This window comes from Streptococcus sp. 5346, from assembly GCF_013277455.1.
In the GTDB taxonomy this organism is placed as follows: Bacteria; Bacillota; Bacilli; order Lactobacillales; family Streptococcaceae; genus Streptococcus.
In genome coordinates, this window is the sequence record NZ_VMMY01000007.1 from 51,177 (window position 1) to 69,397 (window position 18,221).

At 40.7% G+C, this 18,221-nt stretch carries 15 protein-coding genes and 2 pseudogenes; 7 read left to right on the top strand and 10 right to left on the bottom strand.

Annotation, left to right across the window (positions count from 1 at the left end; genetic code table 11):
- The first annotated feature begins 3 nt into the window (after positions 1-3).
- The gene (locus HT732_RS05095; protein WP_173254195.1) at positions 4-693 is read left to right on the top strand and encodes a gamma-glutamyl-gamma-aminobutyrate hydrolase family protein; all 690 of its coding nucleotides are present in this window, start codon (positions 4-6) and stop codon (positions 691-693) included.
- Here the strand turns inward: HT732_RS05095 and radC are convergent.
- The 3 genes from radC to HT732_RS05110 all read right to left on the bottom strand — a co-directional run bounded on the left by radC (position 690) and on the right by HT732_RS05110 (position 5,596).
- A complete protein-coding gene (gene radC / locus HT732_RS05100; RefSeq protein ID WP_173254196.1) occupies positions 690-1,370 on the bottom strand; it encodes a DNA repair protein RadC in 681 nt (226 codons plus the stop codon). The genes HT732_RS05095 and radC overlap by 4 nt on opposite strands.
- Before the next feature lie 42 nt (positions 1,371-1,412).
- On the bottom strand, positions 1,413-3,704 hold the full coding sequence (gene pcrA / locus HT732_RS05105; RefSeq protein ID WP_173254197.1) for a DNA helicase PcrA: 2,292 nt from the start codon (positions 3,702-3,704) through the stop codon (positions 1,413-1,415).
- 221 nt (positions 3,705-3,925) lie between these two features.
- Entirely contained in the window at positions 3,926-5,596 is a 1,671-nt protein-coding gene (locus HT732_RS05110; protein ID WP_173254198.1) for a formate--tetrahydrofolate ligase, read from the bottom strand.
- Positions 5,597-5,821: 225 nt separating this feature from the next.
- Here HT732_RS05110 and coaB point away from each other — a divergent pair, with 225 nt between their 5' ends.
- From coaB to HT732_RS05135, 5 genes are all read left to right on the top strand, one after another.
- Positions 5,822-6,511 carry a phosphopantothenate--cysteine ligase gene (coaB, locus tag HT732_RS05115; RefSeq protein ID WP_173254199.1) on the top strand — a complete coding sequence of 230 codons (690 nt, stop codon included), beginning with the start codon at positions 5,822-5,824 and terminating at the stop codon, positions 6,509-6,511.
- 11 nt (positions 6,512-6,522) lie between these two features.
- Complete coding sequence (gene coaC / locus HT732_RS05120; RefSeq protein ID WP_173254200.1) at positions 6,523-7,074, top strand: phosphopantothenoylcysteine decarboxylase; 552 nt, start codon at positions 6,523-6,525, stop codon at positions 7,072-7,074.
- Positions 7,058-7,621, top strand: coding sequence for an ECF transporter S component (locus HT732_RS05125; protein WP_000747412.1), 564 nt, complete (start codon positions 7,058-7,060; stop codon positions 7,619-7,621). Before coaC ends, HT732_RS05125 begins: the two co-directional genes overlap by 17 nt.
- Positions 7,622-7,800: 179 nt before the next feature.
- A complete protein-coding gene (locus tag HT732_RS05130; protein ID WP_001097393.1) occupies positions 7,801-8,328 on the top strand; it encodes an ECF transporter S component in 528 nt (175 codons plus the stop codon).
- A 12-nt stretch (positions 8,329-8,340) separates the two neighbouring features.
- Positions 8,341-8,856: a transcription repressor NadR gene (locus HT732_RS05135; RefSeq protein ID WP_173254201.1), complete on the top strand. Its 516-nt coding sequence runs from the start codon at positions 8,341-8,343 to the stop codon at positions 8,854-8,856.
- On the opposite strand, the pseudogene HT732_RS05140 reads toward HT732_RS05135, so the two are convergent.
- Positions 8,853-9,039: pseudogene (locus tag HT732_RS05140) on the bottom strand (NUDIX hydrolase); the annotation flags it as partial. The gene HT732_RS05135 and the pseudogene HT732_RS05140 overlap by 4 nt on opposite strands.
- 123 nt (positions 9,040-9,162) lie before the next feature.
- Positions 9,163-13,176 (bottom strand): DUF1542 domain-containing protein, encoded by a 4,014-nt coding sequence (locus HT732_RS05145; RefSeq protein WP_173254202.1) that lies wholly within the window; start codon positions 13,174-13,176, stop codon positions 9,163-9,165.
- Positions 13,177-13,431: 255 nt separating this feature from the next.
- Between HT732_RS05145 and HT732_RS05150 the strand changes: the two are divergent.
- A pseudogene (locus HT732_RS05150) lies at positions 13,432-13,500 on the top strand (DNA-binding transcriptional regulator); the annotation flags it as partial.
- Here HT732_RS05150 and HT732_RS05155 read toward each other — a convergent pair.
- The 5 genes from HT732_RS05155 to HT732_RS05175 all read right to left on the bottom strand — a co-directional run bounded on the left by HT732_RS05155 (position 13,497) and on the right by HT732_RS05175 (position 18,190).
- Positions 13,497-13,964 carry an 8-oxo-dGTP diphosphatase gene (locus HT732_RS05155; RefSeq protein ID WP_173254203.1) on the bottom strand — a complete coding sequence of 156 codons (468 nt, stop codon included), beginning with the start codon at positions 13,962-13,964 and terminating at the stop codon, positions 13,497-13,499. The pseudogene HT732_RS05150 and the gene HT732_RS05155 sit on opposite strands and share 4 nt — an antisense overlap.
- A 68-nt stretch (positions 13,965-14,032) precedes the next feature.
- Positions 14,033-14,521: a GNAT family N-acetyltransferase gene (locus HT732_RS05160; RefSeq protein WP_173254204.1), complete on the bottom strand. Its 489-nt coding sequence runs from the start codon at positions 14,519-14,521 to the stop codon at positions 14,033-14,035.
- 14 nt (positions 14,522-14,535) lie between these two features.
- Positions 14,536-15,162: an NAD(P)H-dependent oxidoreductase gene (locus tag HT732_RS05165; RefSeq protein WP_173254205.1), complete on the bottom strand. Its 627-nt coding sequence runs from the start codon at positions 15,160-15,162 to the stop codon at positions 14,536-14,538.
- A gap of 9 nt (positions 15,163-15,171) precedes the next feature.
- The gene (gene uvrB / locus HT732_RS05170) at positions 15,172-17,160 is read right to left on the bottom strand and encodes an excinuclease ABC subunit UvrB (RefSeq protein WP_173254206.1); all 1,989 of its coding nucleotides are present in this window, start codon (positions 17,158-17,160) and stop codon (positions 15,172-15,174) included.
- Between the two features lie 76 nt (positions 17,161-17,236).
- Complete coding sequence (locus tag HT732_RS05175; RefSeq protein ID WP_173254207.1) at positions 17,237-18,190, bottom strand: CPBP family intramembrane glutamic endopeptidase; 954 nt, start codon at positions 18,188-18,190, stop codon at positions 17,237-17,239.
- Positions 18,191-18,221 lie beyond the last annotated feature (31 nt).

The window sequence follows — 18,221 nt, forward strand, 5'->3', positions numbered from 1 at the left end:
TTTATGAAAAAACCAGTTATTGGGATAACAGGAAACGAAAAAACTCATCCAGATGATGACATCATGATGAGTTACGCAGCAAAAGGCTTTGTTGAAGGCGTTAAAGACGCTGGAGGGATTCCCATCATCCTACCGATTGGTGATCAAGAAATGGCCTGCCACTATATCAGTATGATTGACAAGCTCATCTTGACAGGTGGGCAAAATGTTGATCCAAAATTCTATGGTGAACCAAAAACCATCGATAGCGATGACTACCACCTTCAAAGGGATATCTTTGAACTGGCCCTCATCAAGGAAGCTATTAAACAGAAAAAGCCAATTTTTTCTGTCTGCCGTGGAACACAACTCTTTAACGTTGCCATGGGTGGAACTTTGTACCAAGATATCGAAGACCATTGGCAGGATTGTTCTGCCGAATACACAACTCAACGCTTGATGACAGAGCCTGATACAGTTCTTCGAGAAATCTATGGAGAAATTTCCCATATCAACTCCTTCCACCATCAGAGCATTAAGGATTTAGCACCTAACTTAAAGATTGCGGCTCATGATCCTAAGGATGGCATTATTGAAGCTGTCATGAGTACGGATGATGTCTCCTTTCTCGGTGTCCAATGGCACCCAGAATTTCTATTTGAAAATCGTCCCAAAGATAAAAACCTCTTTGACTATGTCGTTAATGAACTTTAGATTAAATCCGTCTTTTCACGATAACTAAAGTAATTAGAATGAGAGACAATCAAATGGTCCAAGAGGACAATCCCCATCAGGTCACAGGCTTCTTTTACAAGTTTAGTGACTTGATTATCATTTCGGCTAGGCGCTACCGCTCCCGAAGGATGATTGTGAACCAAGATGAGAGAGGTCGCCATATGCTTGATGGCATAGTGAAGAATCTCTCGCGGTTCAGCGATACTGCGGGTAGCTGAGCCGATAAAAATGGTCTGTTGATGGATGATTTGATTTTGAGTATTGAGATAGAGCGCCACCAGGTGCTCTTGTTTTTTATGTCCCAACTCCTGTTGCATCTTCTTGGCCAACTTTTGACTGCTGAGAATACTTTCCATCTCAAGGGTTTCGTGTTTGTGAATACGATGGCCCAGTTCAATCATAGCTTGTAATTCTATGGCCTTAACTCGGCCAATACCAGATAGACTCTGCAATTCCTGCAGGGTCATTTTTTTCAAATCCGTTAGACTTGAAAGGTTGTTCAAAACTTTCTGGGCAATTTCAAAAACACTGGCTTGCCGTGTTCCTGTCCTGAGTAAAATAGCTAGCAACTCTTGATTACTGAGCGCTTCAACTCCTTCTTTTGCCAGCCTTTCTCTTGGCAACAGTGAATCTTCTTGGAATGAAATACTGTACATAAAAATCCTCCTCACTTTATTATTCGTGAGAAGGATGGAAAATTATATTTTTTTCTCAATTGGGGCTACACTAGCTAAAAGTTTTTTCAAACCTACTTCTGGGAAATTGATTTTTAATTCCTGCGTAGCACCGCTACCTGAAACTTCCAGAACAGTTCCCTCTCCCCATTTCTTGTGGAGAGCAATGTCACCAATGGACCAATTTGTCTCGCTAGACGCTGATTTTGCACCAGCTGTAAATTGACCAAATGGGAGACCGCTTGATTGGATAGTTTTTGGAGCAGCACTGCGTTTACGGTCTTGAAGAGCTTGAGCCAAACTCATACCTTGACCAAAGGCAAGGCCACCACTGCAATAAGATGCCTTAAAGCTTGTATTGGCTGGACGAGCCAATCCTTGATACTCAAGTAAGTCTGAACTGATTTCGTTAATAAAACGAGTTGGACGGTTGTAGTTGGTACGACCAAAAAGCAGGCGTGAGTTGGCATTGGTCAGATAGAGAATTTTCTCTGCACGCGTGATACCTACATAGGCTAGACGGCGTTCTTCTTCTAATTCATCTTGATCTTCAGCCGCACGGCTAAGCGGAAAGACATTTTCTTCCATCCCAATCAAAAAGACAACTGGAAACTCGAGACCTTTGGCAGCATGCAGGGTCATCAAGGTCACTTCTGATGTCTCCTGACTACCTGAATCTGTGTCCGCAATCAAGGCCAAGTCATTTAAGAAACGACTCAGTTTATCCAGACCAGTTTCCTCTTCTGGACCATCAGAGGTATCATCAAAGTTTTTCGTCACAGAAAGGAACTCTTCGATATTTTCAACCCTAGCCTTACTTTCCAGAGTTGCTTGGGAATTGAGAATATCGACGTAACCTGTTTTTTCAAGGACAGCCTCAACCAACTCTGTAATTGTTAATTGGTCCAGCTGCTCCCGCAAATCCAGAATCATATTGGCAAAATCCCAGATAGACTGGGCTGCTTTTCCTTTGATGCCAGACAACATGATATTTGCTGAAGCATCTAGCATAGACATGTCTTGCATATTCGCAAAGTCACGGATTTTCTCAACTGTACCTGGCCCAATTCCACGTTTAGGCTCGTTGATAATACGCTCAAAACTGATATTGTCACTCAAATTGGCAATAAGATTGAGGTAAGCGATAATATCTCGGATTTCCTTACGGCTGTAGAACTTGGTTCCGCCAACCATGGTATAAGGAATATTTGACTTGAGCAAGGCTTCCTCAATAGTACGGGACTGCGCATTAGTACGATAAAGAACTGCAAAATCCTTGTGAAGGAAGTTTTGCCTCCGACCAAGTTCATCAATGGTTCTGGCTACAAACACAGCCTCGTCCAGTTCATCATTGGCACGATAGTAAACAATTTGCTCCCCATCCGCATTTTGAGTCCAGAGATTCTTAGGACGACGATTTTTATTGTTTTTAATAACCTCATTAGCTGCTTGGAGAATGGTTTTGGTTGAGCGGTAATTTTCCTCCAACAAAACAACCTTTGCTTGGGGATAATCCTTTTCAAAGTCCAAGATATTCTGCATATCAGCACCACGCCAACCGTAGATAGACTGGTCAGCATCCCCAACCACACAGATATTTTTAAAACGGGAAGCCAAGAGTTTGACCAGTTGGTACTGGGCATGGTTGGTATCTTGGTATTCATCAACATGGATGTATTGAAACTTCTGCTGGTAGTAGGTCAAGACATCAGGATTCTGATCAAAGAGACGCAGGGTCAGCATAATCAAATCATCAAAGTCAACCGACTCCGACTGACGCAGTTCTTTTTGGTAAGCAGTGTAACACTGGGCCACGATTTGCGTATACATATCACCAGCTTGGGCAGCATAAGCTACATCATCAATCAGATCATTCTTAGCATTGGAAATGGTTCCCAAAATAGTTCGTTCATTCCATTTTTTAGGATCCAAGTTTAACTGCTTGAGAATGCGTTTCATGAGAGTTCGTTGTTCACCAGGATCCACAATAGTAAAATTACGGTTGTAGCCAATATGATCCGCATCACGACGCAAAATACGCACACACATGGAGTGGAAGGTCGCAATCAGACAGTCCTGGGTTGCTGGATTAAGGTTATAAGCACGCTCCTTCATCTCACGCGCAGCCTTGTTGGTAAAGGTAATAGCCAAGATATTCCAAGGATTGACCAGCTTTTCATCAATCAAATAAGCGATACGGTGGGTCAAAACACGAGTCTTTCCAGAACCAGCCCCTGCCATGATTAACAAGGGATCTTCTGTCGTTTGCACCGCCTCAGCCTGACGGTCATTCATTCCATTTAATAATGAGTTCATCTTCTCTTCCTTACTCTTGAAGTCAATATTTCTATTATATCAGAATTCAAGGAAAATATCTTTACCTAGACTGGTTACGTGTAGAAGGCAACTTCTTATATCTAGATAAAAATGAGCTTGGACATTATTTCCAAACTCATTTATTACTCAATGAAAATCGAAGTGCAAACTAGGAAGCTAGCCNNNNGATTTTCGAAGAGTATAAAGTCAATTGCAATATACTAGAACAAGCCTAATACTGTTCCATCACTTTCAACATCCATGTTGAGAGCAGCTGGTCGTTTTGGAAGTCCTGGCATGGTCATGACATCGCCAGTTAGAGCAACGATGAAGCCTGCACCTAATTTTGGTACCAATTCACGAATAGTAATTTCAAAGTTTTCAGGTGCTCCAAGCGCATTTGGATTGTCTGAGAAGCTATACTGGGTCTTAGCCATACAGATTGGCAATTTGTCCCAACCGTTTTGAACGATTTGAGCGATTTGTGTTTGAGCTTTCTTTTCAAAGTTCACTTTGCTACCACGGTAGATCTCAGTAACAATCTTTTCAATCTTTTCTTGGACAGAAAGGCCATTGTCATACAAACGTTTATAGTTAGATGGATTTTCAGCGATAGTCTTAACAACTGTTTCGGCAAGTGCCACTCCACCTTCTGCACCATCAGCCCAGACACTTGCCAACTCAACTGGTACATCGATTGAGGCACAAAGTTCTTTCAAGGCTGCGATTTCTGCTTCTGTATCAGAGACAAATTCGTTAATAGCTACGACTGCTGGAATACCGAACTTACGAATATTTTCTACGTGGCGTTTCAAGTTAGCAAAACCGGCACGAACCGCCTCCACATTTTCTTCTGTCAAAGCGTCTTTAGCTACACCACCATTCATCTTAAGGGCACGAAGGGTTGCGACGATAACAACTGCATCTGGAGATGTTGGCAAGTTTGGTGTCTTAATATCAAGGAATTTCTCAGCACCAAGGTCTGCACCAAAACCAGCTTCAGTAACTGTGTAATCAGCCAAGTGAAGGGCTGTGCTTGTTGCCAAGACTGAATTACATCCATGAGCAATATTAGCAAATGGACCACCATGTACAAAGGCAGGCGTTCCATAAATTGTCTGAACCAGGTTCGGCTTAATAGCATCCTTCAAGATCAAAGCTAAGGCACCTTCAACCTGCAAATCACCTACAGAAACAGGGGTACGGTCATAGCGATAACCGATAACGATATTAGCCAAACGGTGTTTCAAGTCCTCGATGTCTGTTGCCAAGCAAAGAATTGCCATGATTTCGGAAGCAACTGTAATATCAAAGCCATCCTCACGTGGAATACCATTTAGAGGACCACCAAGTCCAACCGTCACGTGACGAAGAGCGCGGTCGTTCAAGTCCACTACACGTTTCCAGAGGATACGACGTTGGTCAATTCCCAACTCATTTCCTTGGTGCAAGTGGTTGTCAATCAAGGCAGAAAGGACATTGTTGGCAGTTGTAATGGCATGCATGTCCCCTGTAAAGTGGAGATTGATGTCTTCCATTGGCAGAACTTGGGCATAACCACCACCAGCAGCACCACCCTTAATTCCCATTACTGGACCAAGAGATGGTTCGCGAATAGCAATCATGGTTTTCTTGCCAATTTTATTCAAGGCATCCGCCAGACCAATGGTAATGGTTGATTTTCCTTCACCTGCAGGCGTTGGATTGATGGCAGTAACCAAAATTAATTTACCGACTGGATTGCTCTCAACTGCACGAATTTTATCAAAGCTGAGTTTAGCCTTGTATTTTCCATACAACTCCAAATCGTCGTAAGAAATTCCAAGTTTCTCTACAACATCAACGATTGGCTTCAACTCAATACTCTGTGCGATTTCAATATCTGTTTTCATTCAAAACTCCTCTAACCTCTTATATGATAATTCATTATAACACAAAACAAGATTTTTAACATCCTTAAACTCTCTAAACGTTCGTAAATATCTCTGTTTTTAAGGTTTTTAGAGTCCTTTCTTAAATTTTATATGGCTTTATAGTTTGAAACTATATTCTTTCCTTTTACCAAAATTTTATCACTTTCATTTTACTTACCGTTTATTTTTGTGTACAATAGTGCTATGAAAATTTTAGTTACATCGGGCGGTACCAGTGAAGCTATCGATAGTGTCCGCTCTATCACTAACCATTCTACAGGACGCTTGGGGAAAATCATCACAGAAACTTTGCTTGCTGCAGGGCATGAAGTTTGTTTAATTACTACAAAACGAGCTTTGAAGCCAGAATCCCATCCCAACCTAAGTATTCAAGAAATTAACAATACAAACGACCTTCTACTGGAAATGCAAGAACGTGTTCAGGACTATCAGGTCTTGATTCACTCAATGGCGGTGTCTGATTACACTCCTGTCTATATGACGGGGCTTGAGGAGGTTCAGGCTAGCTCTAATTTGGAAGAATTTTTAAGCAAGCAGAATCATCAGACTAAGATTTCTTCAACTGATGAGGTTCAGGTTTTGTTCCTAAAAAAGACACCCAAAATCATCTCTCTAGTCAAGGAGTGGAATCCTGCTATTCATCTGATTGGTTTCAAACTGCTGGTTGATGTTAGCGAAGATTATCTGGTTGACATTGCCCGAAAAAGTCTTATCAAAAACCAAGCAGACTTGATTATCGCAAATGACCTGACTCAAATCTCAGCAAAGCAGCACAGAGCTATCTTTGTTGAAAAAGATCAGCTTCAAACAGTCCAAACTAAAGAAGAAATTGCAGAACTCCTCCTTGAAAAAATTCAAGCCTATCATTCATAGAAAGGAAAGCTATGGCAAACATTCTCTTGGCTGTAACGGGCTCAATCGCCTCTTACAAGTCGGCAGATTTAGTCAGTTCTCTAAAAAAACAAGGGCATCAAGTTACTGTTTTAATGACTCAGGCTGCTACAGAGTTTATTCAACCTTTGACACTGCAGGTACTCTCACAGAACCCTGTCCACTTAGATATCATGAAGGAACCCTATCCTGATCAAGTCAATCATATCGAACTTGGAAAAGAAACTGATCTATTCATCGTGGCCCCTGCAACAGCTAACACTATTGCAAAACTAGCTCACGGCTTTGCGGACAACATGGTGACCAGTACGGCTCTAGCCTTGCCAAGTCATATTCCCAAACTCATCGCACCTGCTATGAATACAAAAATGTATGACCATCCTGCAACTCAGGCTAATCTGAAAACATTAGAAACCTACGGCTATCAGCTGATTGCTCCAAAGGAATCCCTACTAGCTTGTGGAGACCACGGACGAGGAGCTTTAGCTGACCTCACAATTATTTTAGAAAGAATAAAGGAAACTCTCGATGAAAAAACGCTCTAATATTGCACCCATTGCTATCTTTTTTGCAACCATGCTCGTGATACACTTTCTGAGCTCACTTATCTTTAACCTTTTTCCATTTCCAATCAAACCGACCATCGTTCATATTCCTGTCATTATTGCCAGCATTATCTACGGACCACGCGTTGGGGTTACACTTGGATTTTTGATGGGGCTACTTAGTTTGACGGTTAATACAATTACGATTCTGCCGACAAGCTACCTCTTCTCCCCATTTGTACCAAACGGAAACATCTACTCAGCTATCATTGCAATTGTCCCACGTATTTTGATTGGTTTAACTCCTTATCTAGTTTATAAACTAATGAAAAACAAGACTGGTCTGATTTTAGCTGGTGCCCTTGGTTCACTTACCAACACAGTCTTTGTACTTGGTGGAATTTTCTACCTTTTTGGAAATGTTTTTGATGGTAATATCCAAAAACTCCTAGCAACTGTTATCTCAACAAATTCGATTGCCGAATTAGTTATTTCCGCAGTTCTAACCTTAGCCATTGTTCCAAGACTACAGACTTTAAAGAAATAAAAACAATCTCCGCTTTCAAACATGAAGGTGGAGATTTCGTTTGATGTAGTTTGTGTTTTTAGTGAAATGTTTACGAGTCTTTAATTAAAAAAATGACTTATAGACCTAAGTAAATCCTTGCTTTATTATCTTGTTTGTTGTACTATACTAGTGTATATACAGTTAAAAAGGAGATTCTTATGAATACACGGAAAAAGACACAATTTATGACAATGACTGCCCTCTTAACGGCTATTGCAATTTTGATTCCAATTGTTATGCCTTTTAAGATTGTCATTCCTCCTGCTTCCTATACTTTAGGAAGCCACATCGCTATTTTTATTGCCATGTTCTTATCGCCCTTGATGGCTGTTTTTGTCATCCTAGCCTCTAGTTTTGGATTTTTGATGGCTGGCTATCCCATGGTTATCGTATTTCGAGCTTTTTCCCATATCTTTTTTGGGACTCTAGGAGCTCTTTACCTACAAAAATTCCCCGATACCCTAGATAAACCAAAAGCTTCCTGGATTTTCAACTTTGTGTTAGCGCTTGTCCATGCCCTTGCTGAAGTATTAGCTTGTGTCGTTTTTTATGCAACTTCCGGTACCAATGTAGAAAATATGTTTTATGTTCTATTTGTACTAGTTGGATTTGGCACAATTATCCATAGTATGGTAGACTATACATTAGCACTAGCTGTCTATAAAGTGCTTCGAAAACGCCGTTAAAAAGGAAAAGCTATGACAAAAGATCGCAAACAAGCTCTGCTCCAACTCTTGAAAGAAGCTCCTAAAGCCCTTAATGGCCAAAGTTTGGCGGAACATTTTCATGTCACACGTCAGGTCATTGTGCAGGACATTGCAATTTTGAGAGCCGATGGCGCTCCTATCCTATCCACTAATCGTGGCTACGTCTATAAGCAAATTGAAACCAATCCATACGTCCACAAACTTTTCAAAGTTAAACATGAAGTTGAAGAAATCGGTCAAGAACTCCTGGCTATCATAGATAATGGTGGACGTGTTCAAAACACCTTGATTGACCATCCCGTTTATGGAGAAATTGAAACCTTGCTGAAACTGTCTTGTCGCAGAGATGTGCAACATTTTCTAGAACAAGTCGAGCATTCTGATTTTAGACCTTTATCTGAATTAACAGATGGTGTCCATTACCACCTAGTCGAAGCCGAAACACAACAAGACCTCCACTATATCGAGGAGGCCTTGGATCAGCTAGGTTATTTAGTAAAGGATTAGAAAATTTTCTTTTCCCAATCGTCTTCTGTACGGCGAGGGTAGAAAAATTCAGATTTGTCCGGAGCTTCCATCATCTCCATCAAAGGTAGCATATCATAGGCCAGATCCAAGTTTGGAATCTGGTCTTTTTGCACCTCCTTCTTCTGAAGATTGAAGAGTTCCAGTAAACTCAGTCGCCTTATAGTCAATTGAACTATAAAAAACCTCCAGATCAGGAACTATGATTGAATTCACTAACCTGGAGGTTTTAGATAATTATTCGACTCTTACAAATTTGCTAGCCATTTTAGCAAGTAAATATACTGATTAAACTTCTTCATCCTCTTTACGACGACGTCCTCCTACAAGACCTAAACTAAGTAAAGCACTTGTAATTGCAACTGGAATAGCTAATGTTGATTTTACTGTACCAGTATTAGGTAATGCTTTCGCTGCTGCCTTGACATCATCTAGACTTCCAACTGTATGCACTGCTTTAATAGCTGCCACTCCAGCTGTTTTGGCTGCTACTACTTTGTCCGCATCATCCGCTGCTGTAATCTTAGCCTCTTCTGCTGCTTTCGTATCATCAACGGCTTTTTCTTTCTCTGCACGTTGAGCTGCTGTTAAGCTCTTATCGCCTGCGATTTCCGCTTTTTCTTCTGCCGCTGCTGTCGCTAACTCTGCTTTTGCTGCTGCCTTGACATCATCTAGGCTTCCAACTGTATGTACTGCTTTAATAGCTGTTACTCCAGCTGTTTTGACTGTTGCTACTTTGTCTGCATCATCTGCTGCTGTAATTTTAGCCTCTTCTGCTGCTTTCGTAGTATCAACGGTTTTTTCTTTCTCTGCACGTTGGGCTGCTGTTAAGCTCTTATCGCCTGCGATTTCTGCTTTTTCTTCTGCCGCTGCTGTCGCTAGGTCTGCTTTTGCTGCTGCCTTGACATCATCTAGGCTTCCAACTGTATGTACTGCTTTAATAGCTGTTACTCCAGCTGTTTTGACTGTTTCTACTTTGTCCGCATTATCTGCTGCTGTAATTTTAGCCTCTTCTGCTGCTTTCGTATCATCAACGGCTTTTTCTTTCTCTGCACGTTGGGCTGCTGTTAAGCTCTTATCGCCTGCGATTTCTGCTTTTTCTTCTGCAGCTGCAGATTCTAGTGATGCTTTTGCTGCTGCCTTGACATCATCTAGACTTCCAACTGTATGAACTGCTTTAATAGCTGCCACTCCAGCTGTTTTGGCTGTTGCTACTTTGTCTGCATCATCTGCTGCTGTAATTTTAGCCTCTTCTGCTGCTTTCGTAGTATCAACGGCTTTTTCTTTCTCTGCACGTTGGGCTGCTGTTAAGCTCTTATCTCCTGCGATTTCTGCTTTTTCTTCTGCCGCTGCTGTCGCTAAGTCTGCTTTCGCTGCGTTTTTAACCGCATTTAAATCGCCTACTGTATGAACCGCTTTAATAGCTGCCACCCCAGCTGTTTTAGCTGTTGCTACTTTGTCCGCATCATCTGCTGCTGTAATTTTAGCTTCTTCTGCTGCTTTCGTAGTATCAACGGCTTTTTCTTTCTCTGCACGTTGGGCTGTTGTTAAGCTCTTATCTCCTGCGATTTCTGCTTTTTCTTCTGCCGCTGCCGATTCTAGTGATGCTTTTGCTGCTGCCTTGACATCATCTAGACTTCCAACTGTATGCACTGCTTTAATAGCTGCCACTCCAGCTGTTTTGGCTGCTACTACTTTGTCCGCATCATCCGCTGCTGTAATCTTAGCCTCTTCTGCTGCTTTCGTATCATCAACGGCTTTTTCTTTCTCTGCACGTTGAGCTGCTGTTAAGCTCTTATCGCCTGCGATTTCTGCTTTTTCTTCTGCCGCTGCGGTCGCTAAGTCTGCTTTTGCTGCGTTTTTAACTGCATTTAAATCGCCTGCTGTATGAACTGCTTTAATAGCTGTTACTCCAGCTGTTTTGGCTGTTGCTACTTTGTCTGCATCATCTGCTGCTGTAATCTTAGCCTCTTCTGCTGCTTTCGTATCATCAACGGCTTTTTCTTTCTCTGCACGTTGGGCTGCTGTTAAGCTCTTATCGCCTGCGATTTCCGCTTTTTCTTCTGCCGCTGCTGTCGCTAACTCTGCTTTTGCTGCGTTTTTAACTGCATTTAAATCGCCTGCTGTATGAACTGCTTTAATAGCTGTTACTCCAGCTGTTTTGGCTGTTGCTACTTTGTCTGCATCATCTGCTGCTGTAATTTTAGCTTCTTCTGCTGCTTTCGTATCATCAACGGCTTTTTCTTTCTCTGCACGTTGGGCTGCTGTTAAGCTCTTATCCCCTGCGATTTCTGCTTTTTCTTCTGCCGCTGCGGTCGCTAAGTCTGCTTTCGCTGCGTTTTTAACTGCATTTAAATCGCCTGCTGTATGTACTGCTTTAATAGCTGTCACTCCAGCTGTTTTGGCTGCTTCTACTTTGTCCGCATCATCTGCTGCTGTAATTTTAGCCTCTTCTGCTGCTTTCGTATCATCAACGGCTTTTTCTTTCTCTGCACGTTGGGCTGCTGTTAAGCTCTTATCTCCTGCGATTTCTGCTTTTTCTTCTGCCGCTGCTGTCGCTAACTCTGCTTTGGCATTAGATTTCACTTCTGCTAAGTCACCTGGGGTGTGGACACCTTCAATGGCTGTCTTCGCAGCTTCTTTCGCTTGTGCGACTTTATCTGCGTTATCTACTGACGCTTCATCGATAGCTTGTTCACCTTGAGTTTTCTTAGTATTAACATCTTGTACCTTAGCTGTCTTCTCTGTAGTTGTTAAACTGTTATCTCCGTTAATAGCGGCGATCTCTGCTTGAGCAATTCTACCTAATTCAGCTTTGGCATTAGATTTTTCTGCACCAAGATCAAATGCTGGTTTAGGTGCTTTAGGTATTATTACTGCATCACTCATATCCGACGACACTTCACTTACTGTAAAAGTGTTACCATAAGCATCTCTAGGAGGTATACCTCCTTTAGCAATATTTTTAACAGTAATTATATCATGTTCTCTTAATGGAGCTGTTGGAGTCCAAGTTGCAATACCTCTCGTAGCTTCTACAGTAGCTTGTTTTTGATTGTTAAGATAAAATTCTGCTTTACTTACAGTTGCATCAGCTACTCTTGCTGTAACAACTGGGCTCTTTCCTTCAGCATGTTCTAAATCAGCAACACTTACTGTAGGTTTTTTAGGTTTTACAGTTATTGGAATTTTTAAAGTTGCTCTTTCCGAATTATTATTTTTATTATTTAAAATATGTACATGTAAATCATACGTCCCAATCATATCATTAGGTATTATTCCTACTAATTTTAGATTAAGACCACCTTCAAAAGGTCCGATTCCATCACTTGCTTTTCTGGTATAATCAAGCCTAGGACCAACATTAGGCGTTGAAGTAAATCCTATATCTCTTCTATTAATAGCATTAGTATCATATTTTACTTTGATGATAACGTTTTTCCCGTATCCTAATTCGTCTCCAGCTACTAAACTAGACAAACTTGTGCCGCTTGTTTCATAGCTGAAATTTGCATTGTTTGGAGCTGCCCTAAACCCACTACCTTCAGCTCGAGTAGTTCCATTCAAGCTATGATTATGCCCTGCGATATTTGTGCCATTTGGTTCAGTATTTTCCGCTTTTATTCCTACTGTTGCTTTACCATTGGTTGTATCTGGTTTAGGAGTGAGTTCTCCTTTTGGTTTAGGTACACGTTTTAAACCAGCGTTTTTATATCCAACCAAGGCATTATAAGCAAGATCAATTTCTTTTTGAGTTTTTGCATTAACAAGTACTTCTTTTGCTTTCGCAACTTTTTCTTGCAATACTTTAACAGTATCTTCTGTATAGTCCTTTAAGTTTAATTGATCAATTTCTTTTAGAAGAGATTCCAATTTATCTTTATTAACAACCACTTCCTCTTCTTTGCCACTTGTTTCGGCTTTATTGATTTCCTCCGTCTGATTAGCAGGAATCACTGCTTTATCAGACACTTTAATCTCTTTTTCACCTTGAGCATTAGAACCAGCTCCATCTTCCTTGTTAGATGTTTTCTCTACAGACTCTGGAGCTACGATTTCCTTATTCCCCTCAGCTTCTAGAGATTTCTCTAGAGGAACTCCCTCTGTCAAATTCGTAACACCAGCATTTATCTTTTCAGTATTAGCCGTAACAGGTGATACAGGTAAAGTGTCTGCCTTAACCGCACCATTAGCAAAAAACATTAATGCTGCAACGGCAACACTTGCTACACCAAAATGGTACTTACGAATAGAATAACGGAATACCTTTTCTCCGTTCACTTCTCGATTTGATTTTCTCATCTAATCGCCTCTTTCTTATTTTTATTTTTGAGGTACTAAAAAATACCCCCCCCCCTTAAATATTTTAGCAATTTAAAGAAAGGATACATTTTTTAATTTTGGGTACCACACTGTTTTAAAAACATAGTACACTTTCTATTTTACATCTTTATCAGAAAAATTAACAGCATAAGCATATATTTTATCTAATTCAATTAGCATTTAATTTTAGCGAGTATAGATATTTTTTCCTAATCTTCTACTACTATTAGACAGGAAACACAACAAGACCTCCGCTATATCGAGGAGGCCTTGAATCAACTTGGTTATTTGGTAAAGGATTAGAAAATTTTCTTTTCCCAATCGTCTTCTGTACGGCGAGGGTAGAAAAATTCAGATTTGTCCGGAGCTTCCATCATCTCCATCAAAGGTAGCATATCATAGGCCAGATCCAAGTTTGGAATCTGGTCTTTTTGCACCCAAGAAACTTCTCCCTCTTCTGAAGATTGAAGAGTTCCAGTAAACTCAGTCGCCTTATAACAAATGACAATATAGCGCCCACCTGTATCTAGTGGCCAATTTTTAATGCCGACAAGTTGAGGATTTTGGATAGTCAACCCTGTTTCTTCATAGATTTCACGAATGACAGACTCTGCGAAAGCCTCACCATTTTCTACATGACCTCCAGGAAAGGCATAACCAGACCAGCGATTTGTTTCAGGAGCGCGATACTGCATCACCACGCGCTGCGTTTCAAGATCTTCAATCAGACAAATATTTGTTAAAATCGTTAATTGGGAACGGGACATAAATTTACTCGCTTTCTAATTTATTAAATTTTCAGACTTGGTACCATATTAGCTTTTACTTTTTAGAATTATTTAGAATAGAATACCATCCGTTTTTCCTTTATAGGCTTTCCAAGTTCAAGCATCTTTTCTTGTCCATCAAAAGTAAAGCCCATTTTTTGATAGAAAGCAATGGCGCGCTTATTATCTTTCAATACCCATAAGAAAATTTCAGAAAAATGATCAAGAGCAGTCAAAGCTGCTCTCACTAACTTTTGTGCGATTCCTTTTCCGTAATAGTCTTTTAAAACATATAAAGCAATAATTTCACCAGCTTGAATAGTCTCATCACGAAAGTTGCCATAACTGATAAAACCAACTACCTTCACGCCATCTATCGCAATCAATGTATTTTCTGGATACTTTTGACTAAAGAGTCGACATCTTTCTAATGTCATTGTCTCCTGAAATTCTGCAGGCAAAAGGTTATCATAAGCCTCTCTCCACGTTTGCCAGTGAACGAGGGATTTATCTTCTATCTCTTCAGGAGTTTCCATTGATTTGATAATAACCGTCATTTATTTTCTTCTCCTTAATCCAACGCCTTGACTTCCTTTGCTACTTTTTGTAGAAATTTTTGTCTTGTTGAACTTGTATTTGCTTCACGGCCTAACTCTCCTAAGATTGAAATCCTCTTTGTTTTTATGCCACAATGATTCAATACAGCATTCTTTAATGCTGATATTCCATAACTGTCTGGAATGTTAATCGGACCTGAAAATACTTTGTACCACCAAGTTGGTGCCATGGAAGTTGCATAGATACTAGCCGTTTTTCCTTTTAGTAACTTTTTGAACTGTTTCCCTCTCAAGTAGTTCAAAATAAAGCTTCCTCGATTATTTGCAGAGTATGCAATGCCTGGCGTAAAAACACGATCAATCCACCCCTTCAATAGACTAGGCATACTACTCCACCAAATAGGATAAACAAAAATGAAATGATCTGCCCACTGAATTAATTCTTGAGAGCGTAGAATAAACGGATTGTCCTCCATTCTTTGTCGATAACCATAACGTAAAACAGGATCAAACTCTTCCTCATTAAGATTAATCATTTCAAGTTCATGTCTCTTTGAGTCTATACTTTCTACAATCGTTTGAAAAATTGCTTGGCAATAACTTTCTTTATCAGGATGTCCATTGATAACTAAAATATTCATAAAATTCCCCTAATCCAACGCCTTGACTTCCAACATCATATCCCGAATCTGTGCTGCTAGTTCAAAGTCAAGCACTTCGACGGCTTCTTGCATTTGTTTTTCAAGTTTCTTGACTAGTTCTTTGCGCTCTTGTTTGTTGAGGCTATTGATGTCAACTTCCTTGTCTTCTTCTTTAGCAACTGCCTTGGTCACGGCAATCAAGTCACGGATTTCTTTCTTGATTGTTTGTGGTACGATACCATGCTCTTCATTATAAGCCATCTGGATTTTGCGACGACGGGCAGTTTCATCGATGGCACGTTGCATAGACTGGGTAATCGTGTCCGCATACATGATGACATGACCTTCGCTATTACGGGCAGCGCGGCCAATGGTCTGGATGAGTCCACGTTCGTTACGAAGGAAACCTTCCTTGTCAGCATCGAGAATAGCTACGAGGCTCACTTCAGGAACGTCAATTCCTTCACGGAGCAGGTTAATTCCGACCAATACATCAAAGACACCCAAGCGCAGGTCACGGATAATCTCTGTCCGCTCCAAGGTCTTGATATCCGAGTGCATGTACTTGACCTTGATGCCCATTTCCTTAAAGTAGTCGGTCAAGTCCTCTGCCATTTTCTTGGTCAAAGTGGTGATAAAGGTTCGTTCGTTCTTCTCAACACGAGCATTAATTTCACCTAAGAGGTCATCAATCTGTCCCATAGTCGGACGGACTTCCACCTCAGGATCCAAAAGACCTGTTGGTCGAATGATTTGCTCAATCACTGTCTCAGTCTGTTCATTTTCATAGTCACCAGGTGTCGCTGAAACGTAAACAATCTGGTGCACATGGCTTTCAAATTCTTCACGACGGAGAGGACGATTGTCCAGAGCAGACGGCAAACGGAAACCATAATTAACCAGCATTTCTTTACGCGAACGGTCTCCATTGTACATGCCCTTGATTTGCCCCATGGTCATGTGGCTCTCATCAATCATAATTAAGAAATCATCTGGGAAGAAGTCGAGAAGGGTATAAGGAGGCTCGCCCTCACTCCGTCCATCCATGTGGCGAGAATAATTTTCAACCCCGTTGGTATAGCCCATCTCACGCAACATTTCGATATCATACTCTGTCCGCTGTTTCAAACGCTGGGCTTCTAGCAGTTTGCCTTCCTTCTCAAAGATAGCTAACTGCTCCTCCAACTCGGCCTGAATCTTGGCAATGGCAACTTCCATATGGTCGTCATTGGTTACAAAGTGAGTGGCTGGAAAAATCGCCAAATGATCCACTTCTCCCAAGACCTGACCTGTCAAAGCTTCAACCTCACGAATACGGTCAATTTCGTCTCCAAAAAATTCTACTCGAAAGGCGTGCTCATCACGAGAGGCTGGGAAAATCTCCACTACATCCCCACGAACACGAAATCTTCCCCGTTGGAAATCAATATCATTACGTTCAAACTGGATATCAACCAAGTCATTCAAGAGTTTATCACGAGAAATTTCAAGACCTGGACGGAGACTAACGACACTATCAGCGTATTCCTTGGGCGAACCCAAACCATAGATACAAGAAACGGAAGCTACGACGATAACATCATTACGCTCCAAAAGGGCTGAAGTCGCTGAGTGGCGGAGTTTGTCAATCTCGTCATTGACAGAGCTATCCTTTTCAATATAGGTATCACTGGAAGGGACATAGGCCTCTGGCTGGTAATAGTCATAGTAGGATACGAAGTACTCAACTGCATTTTCAGGGAAAAATTCCTTGAACTCTCCATATAGCTGGCCTGCTAGCGTTTTATTGTGGGCAATGACCAGAGTGGGTTTATTGACTTTGGAAATGACCTGACTCATGGTATAGGTCTTCCCTGTTCCAGTCGCCCCCATCAGAATCTGAGCTTTTTCTCCCCCCTCGATATTATCAACCAACTGCTCAATAGCTTGAGGTTGGTCTCCTGAAGGTTGATATTTTGATACTAGTTTAAATTGATTATCTGTAATACGGTTGATCATAAGAATCCTCTCTCGATATGCTATTCCTATTTTAGCATACTTGTAGCATTTTCACGAAGAAAAGGACGGACCGAAGTCACATCCTTTCATTTTCTTTCTTCAATTGGTAAGCGAGATAAAGAATCAGCAGAAACAAAATAATACTGGACACGATGGAACCCTCAATACCAAAAGACCCACCAGATAGCCAGTCTTGATTGCCTTGTGGAATAAATTTCATGATTGATGTTCCTGAAGACTGACCACTAACTAATACTCCAAAGAGGTTGCCCTGTGCGAAATTCCAAGCTCCATGAATACCACCTATACCCCATATAGTATCTGTTTTAAGAAGATATAGGGACATGGCAACCCCAAATAAAAAGAGATCAATTGCAGATAAGAAAGTTATGCCTGGATTTCCTAAATGAAGTAAGGTAAAGAGACTACTAGATATGATAATAGCGACTTTAAGATTGGTTCTTTTAGCCAATTGTGGAATCAGCCAAGCACGAGTAACCAATTCTTCTGCCGTTCCTTGTAAAATCCAAAAAGGTATTGTAAATAAAGTAAAAGCTAGCGAATAAGTATCCAAGTGAATGGAGTCAAATTGATACTGCCCCAACACTACTAGTCCAGCCAAAGCAAGTATAAAGAGGGATAGACCAAGACCGTATCCTTTAAATAAGGCACTTAAAAAATTTTCTTTATAGAATCCCAAGGTTCGAATCGGTCTTTTCTCTACTTTTCTAGTCCATCTAAACACAGTTAAGATGATAAAACCAAAGGACAATAATTCAAATATTAAATGGATGTCACTTGTTTTATCAGATAAATTCTGAAATAACATTTGAAGGAAATCTGCAATTCTTTGACCACCCATACCAAGATTGCTAAATAGCCCGATCAATGCTAAAAAACTAAGGCCAAAAAATAGAGAAGATATGAACTCAGATATATAGACGAAAAATAGAGCTAACAAGGGGCTTGTGTAAATGTTTAAACTCATTTTAGAAGTTTCAAAGTCTTTTAAGATTCTTTTGTCTTTCATAACGTTATCCTCTTTTACTATATGATATACC